This is a genomic window from Schlesneria sp., assembly GCF_036405755.1.
Lineage (GTDB): Bacteria > Planctomycetota > Planctomycetia > Planctomycetales > Planctomycetaceae > Schlesneria > Schlesneria sphaerica.
The window spans coordinates 1-9,781 of the sequence record NZ_DASWWZ010000395.1 but is presented as its reverse complement, the minus strand read 5'-3'; the positions used below and the strand labels follow the sequence as shown (position 1 = coordinate 9,781).

Genomic DNA, 9,781 nt, shown 5'->3' with positions numbered 1-9,781 from the left:
AGTCATTCAGTCCCACACTGGCCAGCACGAACTTGACGAGTTCCAGCGTTGATTTGAATTCTTCCAGAACCTGTTCGGGAGTCACAAACAAGTGAGCGTCGTCCTGGGTCAACCCGCGGACACGCAGCATCCCGTTGAGTTCTCCGGACTGTTCGTGACGATAGACAGTTCCGAATTCCGCCAGTCGTACCGGCAGGTCGCGGTAACTTCGCTGTTGAGCCTTATAAATCTGCACATGGTGCGGGCAGTTCATCGGCTTGAGAAGGTAGCGTTCCTGCTGTTTTTCCCAGGCTCGCAGGTAGTCCTTGCGCGCTGTGGGGGGACCGCTGGTGGGGAAGTCGGACAAGTCCATTCCCATCAGCTTTGCAGACTCCATCAGCTTCTTCTCGTCCTCGGCTGAGAAGGGTGTTTCGTCGGTGATCAGTGCGTCAAGTCGACGAACCCAGTAGTCGACCAAGGCACCGGCATCGTGGCCGAAGATCGGAGCGAATTGAGACTCGCGGTAGTACGGGAAGTGCCCGCTGGTTTCGTACATATCGACACGGCCGATATGTGGCGAATAGACAGGCTGGTACCCGCGTGCGATCAGTTCCCGTTTGATGAAGTCTTCCAGAGTGGCGCGGATGGTTGCCCCCTTGGGAAGCCACAGGCAGAGTCCCTGTCCGACATCCTGACTGATCGTGAACAGGTTCAACTGCTTCCCGAGGACGCGATGGTCTCGTCGTTTGGCTTCGTTGACCTGATCGAGGTACGCATCGAGGTCTTTCTGCGAGAACCAGGCGGTTCCGTAAAGTCGCTGCAACTGTTTGCCGCTGGCATCCCCTTTCCAGTAAGCGCCGGCGACGGAGAGCAGCTTGAATGCTTTGACCCGCTTTGCGTCGGGGATGTGCGGACCGCGGCACAGATCGACGAATTCGCCCTGGCGATAGAAACTGACAGTGGGGTGGGTGGCCAGACCCGTGCTGATGTGCTCGACCTTGAGTTTCTGAGACATTCCCTCGACGAGTTTCAGTGCCTCGTCGCGATCGCAGATGAAGCGCTCGAAGGGTTCTGCCATCGAGATGATTCGCTGCATCTCGGCTTCGATCCGGGGGAAATCATCTTCGCTGATCGTGTGGGAACAGGCGATATCGTAGTAAAAGCCGTGGCCGGTGGTGGGACCGAATGCCAGCTCAACTCCGGGCCACAAACGCATGACTGCCCGTGCCATAATGTGAGCGCAAGAGTGTCGCAGGATGGCCAGTGACGCGGAATCTTTTTCCGTCAGCAATTGCACCGGTACCGGGCGGGCTTCGGTCACTTCGGCCAGTGGTCGGCTGAGGTCTGTGACCTGGCCTGCGACGATGGCTCCGACTGCGGCACCAGCCAGACGTGGGCTGATGGCATTGGCGACATCGAACGAGGTGACGTGATCAGGATGGTCGACAACGGAACCGTCAGGGAGCTGAACTTGTAGCATGGCAAGGGCAATCCTGCACAAAGGGATTGGACCAATCGTAGCAAAAAACAAACCTCGACTCGAAAGTCGAGGGGCGCGGCGTTTATAGGGTGACGCCTAAGTTTCGTCAATCAGCACTGGCGCCACGTCCACCGAAACGGACAGGACGTGCGAACCTCCGCCAATCAGAACACCCTGAATCGGGCAGACGTCACCGTAGTCGCGACCCCAGCCGATTGTCACGTGACGTTCCTGGGGAATGACGTTGTTTGTGGGGTCCAGGTCGATCCAACCGTCACTGGGGCAATAGACGGACAGCCATGCATGTGAGGCGTCGGCACCCACCAGTCGGGGTTTCCCGGGAGGAGGCGCCGTCACGAGGTATCCACTCACGTATCGAGCGGCAAGACCCAGACTGCGCAGCGCCGTGATCTGCAGATGAGCAAAGTCCTGGCAGACACCACGCCGTTTCTCCAGCACTTCCTTTGTCGGCGTGCTGATGCTGGTTGTTGTCGGAGCGTATTCAAAGTCATTGTAAATACGGGATGTCAGTTCGAGGGCCGCTTCCAGCAGCGGCCGACCCGGAGTAAAGCTGACGAGGGCATATTCGCGAGCTTCGTTCAGATACTGAATGTACGGAGATTCAAAGCGAAATTGAGAAATCATCCGGGATTCGGGCGCGTCGGCTGCCAGCAACTGATCTCGCACGACTTCCCAGGTTGTCGTCTGCGAAGGTTCCGGCAAGGGTCGTCGGGCCAGGCTGACTTTGCTGCGTGCAGTGACCTTCAATTCCTGATGCGGTTCTTCGAGTGAAAAATACCACACCTCGTTACCAAATGAATCGACCCACGACCGCAGCAGCATCGGTTCAGGCGAGACTTCCAGATGGAATCCGGTGCTCGTCTGAAACGGGGTGTGCCGCGGTGTCAGATGGACGTCGTTCTGGCAGATCGATACCGGGCTTGAATAGGTATACGTCGTCGTATGTTGAACGGTGTATTGCATGGGACATTTGCCGTCGTACCGGTTTCAGCTGTGTGATACAGGCTGGCTGAACCGGATGGTGACGGAATCCTCAATCCTGTTAACGAGATTCACGCGCGGCGTGGGATCTGAAGTTGAGCCTCGAGTTGTCTCGAGTCGACCGTGTGGGCGAGGTAGGTATGGGTGATGCTATCGGAAAGAGAACGAAGATCGGAAGCGAGTAATGCCAGAAACTTATCGAGCTGTCGTCGATCCCCTGAGCCATTGACGGTGCAGAACGATTCCACGTCCGCCAGACGGAGCGACGCCTGAGCGGAAAGGACGAGCTTCTGTTCCGCCGTGCGGACCATCTCGGATTCCTCCCTGGAGAGACTGCGCACGTGCTTCGACAGGGCCATGAGCTGGAAGCCGACGGCACGAGGATTCGATTCATCCGCGAGTACCAGATCCAGCACCGGAGCCAGTTGCAGGGTTGTCAGATAGCGGTAGCGGTAGGTCATTGAACTGTCCGCGATTTCGAGCATCGCTTCCAGTCGAGGCAGGACATCGACCTGTCCATCGACGAGCAACCCCCGGATGACTCGCAAAGTTTGCAACGCTCGCTCGATCCTGCGCCCGATATCCAGAAAACGCCAACCGGGACCCCGGGTCATACTGTCGTTGCAGAGGCCGCTGAACGCCGACAATGAGGTCAGCAGTTGGTTCAGCGGTGCAAGCGCATCCGTCAGACCCGAGGACGTTCGTGGTGCAGACGAGCTGCGAGGCTGAGGGAACTTCATTTGATTGATAATTCGCCAGCCATCGACAGAGATTCTGTCTCGTACGACCGAAGCCGTTCGTTGGGTCGCTTCGATGGTGCTGAACAACCCCCCTTTTCGATAAGGATCATGCAGGAAGGCCCAGACGGATTCGATCAGGGCTTGCTGCTGCCCTTCTGCTTCACTATCGAACGGTGCCAGTGGTGATTCACCCGGTTCGTCGATGGCGAGGACCAACTGGTACAGATCAGACAGGGTCGCGGGTTGAAGCTCGCTGGTGGTCCGGGCGACAACGCAGCGGACATGCCGGACCTGCGCTTCGGTTCGTTCGATGGAGCGTCCCAGCCAGAACAGATGGTCGGCAGCGCGGCTTGGCAAGTCGTTCGCGCTGCGACGTAGTTCGAGTGCAGTCTGCTTGGGACGAAGCAATGTGACCGGCTCAACAGGGGTATCGGCCAGCACCCACACGTCTTTGCTTCTCTGGCCAGAGGCCATCGATTCTGAAAGTGTTTCTGATCGCGTTGCCACCCGCGAAAGGCCCCCCGGCATGACCTGATACTTACCCTCAGTTGCCACGGCGAAGGCGCGCAGGGTGACGTGCCAGGGTTGCAGGTTTTCTCCGATGAGCACGGGTGCAGTCGATCCAACCAACGGTTCCTGGGCAACGAATTGACTCGGACGAGCCCGCATCTCGGCAATGAGACGGGCCCGCTCGTCGTACGCCAGGTTGGCACCGATGTAGACCTTCACATTGTGGTGGTGGTAGGCGTGGCGTACGACGAGTCGCTCGAGATTGGCTTCGACGTACTTCAGGTCGTCAGGTCGACCGCACCACCAGGTCGGCATTGAGGGAAGTTTGAGTTCTTCACCCAGCAGGAACCGGCAGGCGGCGGGTAAATAAGCCTGCATCAGTGGCGCTTCGAGAAAGCCACTGCCTAACGCGTTGGCCACCACGACCTGTCCGTCACGGACGACCTGCATCAGTCCCGGAATCCCCTCGCGCGAATCCGGACGAAGTTCGAGTGGATCGCAACGGGCGTCACCCATCCGTCGAAAGATGACGTCGACGGCCAGCAGCCCCCCGAGGGTTTTCAGATAAACGCGATCGCCGCGAACCGTCAGGTCGCCCCCTTCGACCAGCGTATAACCCAGATAGCGGGCCAGATAGACATCTTCAAAATAGCGAGAACTTCTAGGGCCTGGCGACAACACCACCACTCGCGGATTGTCCCGATGGTTACGCGCCAGTCGTGCAAGTGTGTTTTGCAGCGCGATGAAGTAGGACGCCAGGCGGACGACGTTCAGGCTCTGAAATTTCTCTGGTAATGTGCGAGAGACAACAACGCGATTCTCGACCACATATCCGGCCCCGGACGGACCCTGCGAACGGTCTCCCAGTGCCATCCACCGTCCTGTCGCATCGCGTGCCAACTGAGCCGCGTACCAGTGCAGGAAGATTCCCTCTGGTGGGCGAATATTAATGCATGGCAGCAGGTAGCCCGGATGTTCGAACAACGCGTTCGGCGGCAGAACACCAGATCTCACGAGTTCCTGGGGCCCATACACGTCGGCCAGGATTCGATTGAGTAAGGTGGCCCGCTGCTGGATCGCATCGGCAAGTGGATTCCATTCCGCAATCGGAAGCATCAGCGGAATGGGGTCCAGCTCCCAGGGACGTTCAAGGTCTTTCGACGCACCGTAGACATTGTAGGTGACACCATTTTCCCGCAGCAGATGACGAAGGTGATCCCCCCGTTGATTGAGCCCCTCGGCACCCGCATCGTTCATGGTCTGGACGAGCCGCGACCAGGCAGGACGTACTCCCCCATCCGGCCCGATCATTTCATCAAAATACTGACTGTGGGGGGCATATCGCGATACGATGTCGCCGGCGGGATGAGCACTCACCGCACCGGTGCTGTCAATCATGATTGTCCTGGCTCCTCTCGGCTCAGTCGTTCCTGGTTTGTTCTGAATACAGAACAAACGCCCATCGCGTGGCGACTGTGTTGTCTGATCTCGGTTGTCTGATCCACCAATTGTCGGTCGCAGGCCATTCCCCAGGACCGCTCTGTTTTTCGTTTCGGGCGAGTGGTGACCGGGAAGATTCCCCTTGGCCGTTCCCGCTGTCAACATCGCAGCATGCTGCCGCCCATTCATTCCGTCGGCGAAATCCGTGTTCGCCGATTACGTCCGTCGCATATCCAATGTGTACGGATAGTCGCGATTCTTCTCATCTTCCGGAATCGTTTGCTGTCCGGGAGTATGACCGAGATGGAAGAATCTCGCTACGCGCCGGCTTTCGGCTTCGTAGGCGTTCACCGGGAACGTGGCGTAGCTTCGTCCTCCCGGATGTGAAACATGCCAGGTGCAACCACCGAGCGACCGCTTGTTCCACCGGTCGAGCAGATCGAAGACGAGTGGCGAATGGACGCCAATCGTCGGGTGGAGACACGATGGTGGTTGCCATGCACGGAAGCGAACTCCCGCAACGAACTCACCTTTCGTACCAGTGGGATGCAGCGGTACACGCCGGCCATTACACGTCACGACAAAACGGGGGTCCGTCAGGCCACGAACTTTCACCTGGACGCGATCCACTGACGAATCGACGTAGCGTGCGGCGCCGGAACCGCCAAATTCCTCGCCCAGGACGTGCCATGGTTCGATCGCCTGACGCAATTCGATCTGGACTCCCGAGATCGTGATTTCACCAATCAGAGGGAACCGGAACTCGACATGGGGGGCGAACCATGACTCTTCAAAACGGAATCCTGCGTCGCAAAGATCCGCAAGGACTTCATGGAAATCCTGCTCGACGAAATGGGGCAGCATGAAACGATCGTGCAGCGTGGTCCCCCAACGGACGAGTGTCTCACGGTAGGGCTTGTGCCAGAAACGGGCGATCAGCGCCCGCACCAGCAACTGCTGCGTGAGGCTCATCCGTTCATGCGGTGGCATCTCAAACCCTCGCATTTCCACAAGACCCAGTCGACCTGTCGCACTGTCGGGCGAATACAGTTTGTCGATACAGAATTCCGCACGATGCGTGTTTCCCGTCAAATCCGTCAGCAGATGCCGGAAGACACGGTCGACGAGCCACGGAGGGCAGCTTTCCCCTTCTGGTAGCTGCGAACACGCAATCTCCAGTTCATACAGGTTCTCGTGCCGCGCTTCATCAAGTCGCGGGGCTTGACTGGTCGGGCCGATGAACAGTCCGGAGAAGAGGTATGACAACGAGGGACGGTTATTCCAGTACGTCACCAGACTGCGCAAGAGATCGGGGCGTCGGAGGAACGGACTTTGAGCGGGAGACGGCCCTCCCATCACGATATGGTTTCCGCCACCGGTGCCCGTGTGACGCCCGTCGAGCATGAATTTCTCGGAGCTCAATCGCGAGAGATGCGCCTCTTCGTACAGGACGGTGGTATTCGTCACCAGTTCCTTCCAGGTGCGCGAGGGCTGCAAATTGACCTCGATGACACCCGGATCCGGCGTCACCTTGAAATGATCGACACGATAGTCATAAGGGGGGGGATAGCCTTCGATTCGGACGGGCATCGAAAGTTCTGCGGCCGTGGCTTCAATCGCCGAGACAAGGTCGAGGTATTGCTCGATTCGTTCCACGGGTGGCATGAAAATATGGATGACGCCCCCGCGCGGCTCAACGCAGAGCGCGGTTCGAACGATTGGTTCATTCTGATGCAAGCTCGCTGCCGACGAAAGCGGGTGCGCGTCCCTGGAGTGCGAACCGTTGCGAACGACATGCGAGGCGGGGGATGTGTCACCGGCCGTTCCGTTGGAATGCGACCGACTGTTCGTGGTAGGGGTGGACGCACTTGTCTGCGTCTCCACAGAATGATCTGCGACGGTCGAGGCGACCGGTTCCAGTTCACCGAATGATCGTTTGACGTACTCCAATACGCTGCCCCGGGCCTGCAGCACCCGCGGAACATCGCCGTTCCCCGGCTGTGAACCGAGTTCAAACAGGTTGGGATGGACTTCGTTTGTCTGCGGAGCGACTCGAGAGAAGTGCGGAAGTTCACCACGTGGAGCGGTGGGGTCGGCTTCGACGATCAGCGGCCGATCTTCAGGACGCAGCCACGGGAGCGAATCGAGTGGCAGGCGATACCCCATGGGTGAATCACCCGGGACCAGGAACATCCGGTCCTGGCGCAGGTGCCATGGTCCGCTGACCCAACTTGTCAGGGCGTTCTCGTCCTCGTTGGGCATGACCGGCAGCACATAGCCCACAACACTGGCGAGTCCCTGTTCAAAGACGCGCGCCAGTCGTGCTCTTTCTTCTTCATTGTCGAGCCGGGAATCGAACGGATCGACGTTTGTCGGCAGCTTTCTCGCTTTCCACAAGTAATACCAGGTGTCTTCATAACCCGGCCGGATATGCTCAATCTGGACCTGCAGTTGCTGCGCAAGCATCGAGATAAATTCGCGAGCTTCTTTCTCTCCGTAGCCGTAGTCCTTGTCGTCCTCGGCGATCAAATCGGGACGAGTCCAGACGGGTTCGGTGTCCTTTCGCCAGTAGCAACCCAGCGCCCAGCGCGGCAGGGACTCGCCGGGGTACCACTTCCCCTGTCCGAAATGCAGCAAGGGACCATTTGCGAACCGATTGGCCAGGCGACGAAACAGGGTTCCTGCCAGCCGACGTTTGGTCGCTCCCAGTGCCGCAGTGTTCCATTCAGGCTCGTCCCGATGATCGATCGAGACAAACGTCGGTTCACCACCCATGGTGAAGAAGCGGGGACCCATCGAGAGTTCGCGATCGACGTGTTCTCCCAACTGCTGAATATCGGCCCACTGCTCGTCCGTGTATGGCTTCGTCACACGCGGATCTTCGTGGATGCGAGTGATCGACATGTCGAAAGAGAACTCGACTTCACACTTATCGACACCCCCATTGATCGGTGAGGCAGATTGTGGGTCAGGTGTTGCAGCCAGCGGGATGTGCCCTTCGCCGGCGAGCAGGCCTGATGTCGCATCGAGTCCCACCCACCCTGCTCCGGGAAGGAAGACTTCTGCCCAGGCGTGCAGATCGGTGAAGTCGGTAGCGGCCCCGGACGGTCCATCAAGAGACGCGACGTCCGGCTTCAACTGCAGCAGGTAACCCGAAACGAACCGGGCGGCCAATCCATAGTGACGCAGCAATTGGACCAGCAGCCATGCCGAGTCGCGGCAAGACCCACTTCGCCTGGTGAGCGTTTCTTCACAGGTCTGAACCCCGGGTTCCAGTCGGATGACGTACTTGACCGCGTGGTGGACGTACTGATTGAAAGCGACGATGGAATTGTTGGTCTTCTCGGCTCCGTGAGGGGCCCCTGCGACGAAGGCCGCCATCTCCGGACCCAGGGAATCGGTGACCAGATAAGGCTGCAGTTGCGCCAGCAGTGAGGGACTGTAAGTGAATGGAAATTCTGTCGCGTCGGGTTCGAGGAAAAAGTCGAACGGGTTGATCACCGTCATGTCAGCGATCAGATCGACCGTGACGGAAAGTTCTCGCGTCTTGTCCGGAAAAACCACTCGGGCGAGAAAGTTGCCGTAAGGATCCTGTTGCCAATTCAGAAACTGTTTTTCAGGCAGTACTTTGAGCGAATAACTGAGGATTGGTGTGCGACAGTGAGGCGCAGGCCGCAGCCGGATCACTTGAGGTGACAAACTGACGAGGCGGTCATAGGAATAAGTCGTCTTATGGTGCAGTGCAACTCGAATAGTCATTGTCGATCTTCTATGGAGTAATTCAGGTTCGCCGTCTCAAGTCGCGTTCAGGTAATTCTTGACCGCTCTCGAGCCCCTGTTTTCGGATGCACGTCGGGTTGGATTAGTACTCGTCCGGTCGCTCGATTCATCGGAAACCCGCCGGATTTATCGGCTCAACCGATACGTCCAGGATCGGGCTTCATTCCCGGCAGTTGCGGCTGTCGGGGCGACCGAACGGTGGCTGCAGTGCTGCTGATCGCGAACGGTGGAAACGATTCTGATTTGGCTTTAGTGGTTAACTAAGGGATGTTTGTTGACGTTACTGCTGCGAGGGGAATTCGAATGGAGGGTTGCTTCCTCCGACCCTCCGATCAGCCCTGTGATTGTGACTGGCCACCCATCGATTGTTTCTGAACGCTGGTCGCCGGTAAGGCTGCGCTGGTCGCGAGTGGCTTTTTGGCCGCTCGCACCGGCTTGACTTCGGGTTGTATTGAGAAGAAGGTGTCAGAGATGGCCAGTCCCACGCCGTTCAACTTTTCCTGGAACTGATCGATAAACTCATGCAGTCCCGTCGCAAAGATTTCCTCGATATTCGTGTAGTCGAGTTCGGCTCGTAGCCGACCCAGACATTGTTCGGCGCGATTATTGAAGTTGCCGCGCGAGCCACCGGTGATCGTTAAAAGCGACTGCTCGGCGGAACCAACACAGAACCGGACTGCGCGAGGGAACTCACGGTCGAGAAGCAGAAAGTCTGCAACCTGATGGGGAGTAATCCGGCCGTGAGCCTTGCGATACATTTCCAGTGCACTCGCTGACTTCAATAGCGCGGACCACTGGTTTGTGTCGAGTTGCGTCCCGACATCGGAAACCTGGGGCAGCAGCAGGTAGT

At 58.1% G+C, this 9,781-nt stretch carries 5 protein-coding genes; all 5 read right to left on the bottom strand.

Translation table 11 applies throughout. The features are described from left to right. Window positions 1–1,459: aminoacyl--tRNA ligase-related protein (locus VGE80_RS13635; protein WP_440593060.1), on the bottom strand; the 1,459-nt coding region annotated here is incomplete at its 3' end. 96 nt (window positions 1,460–1,555) lie between these two features. After that, the gene (locus VGE80_RS13630) at window positions 1,556–2,443 is read right to left on the bottom strand and encodes a transglutaminase family protein (protein ID WP_440593059.1); all 888 of its coding nucleotides are present in this window, start codon (window positions 2,441–2,443) and stop codon (window positions 1,556–1,558) included. Window positions 2,444–2,532: 89 nt separating this feature from the next. Next, complete coding sequence (locus VGE80_RS13625) at window positions 2,533–5,109, bottom strand: circularly permuted type 2 ATP-grasp protein (RefSeq protein WP_397569422.1); 2,577 nt, start codon at window positions 5,107–5,109, stop codon at window positions 2,533–2,535. Between the two features lie 258 nt (window positions 5,110–5,367). Further along, window positions 5,368–8,910 carry a DUF2126 domain-containing protein gene (locus tag VGE80_RS13620; protein WP_440593058.1) on the bottom strand — a complete coding sequence of 1,181 codons (3,543 nt, stop codon included), beginning with the start codon at window positions 8,908–8,910 and terminating at the stop codon, window positions 5,368–5,370. A gap of 353 nt (window positions 8,911–9,263) precedes the next feature. Continuing rightward, a partial coding sequence (locus VGE80_RS13615; RefSeq protein ID WP_440593057.1) for an alpha-E domain-containing protein occupies window positions 9,264–9,781 on the bottom strand: 518 nt, incomplete at its 5' end.

Excerpts from the sequence above, each read along its gene's own strand:
- VGE80_RS13620 (WP_440593058.1), bottom strand. The coding sequence starts at position 8,910 with ATGACTATTCGAGTTGCACTGCACCATAAGACGACTTATTCCTATGAC.
- VGE80_RS13625 (WP_397569422.1), bottom strand. The coding sequence starts at position 5,109 with ATGATTGACAGCACCGGTGCGGTGAGTGCTCATCCCGCCGGCGACATC.
- VGE80_RS13630 (WP_440593059.1), bottom strand. The coding sequence starts at position 2,443 with ATGCAATACACCGTTCAACATACGACGACGTATACCTATTCAAGCCCG.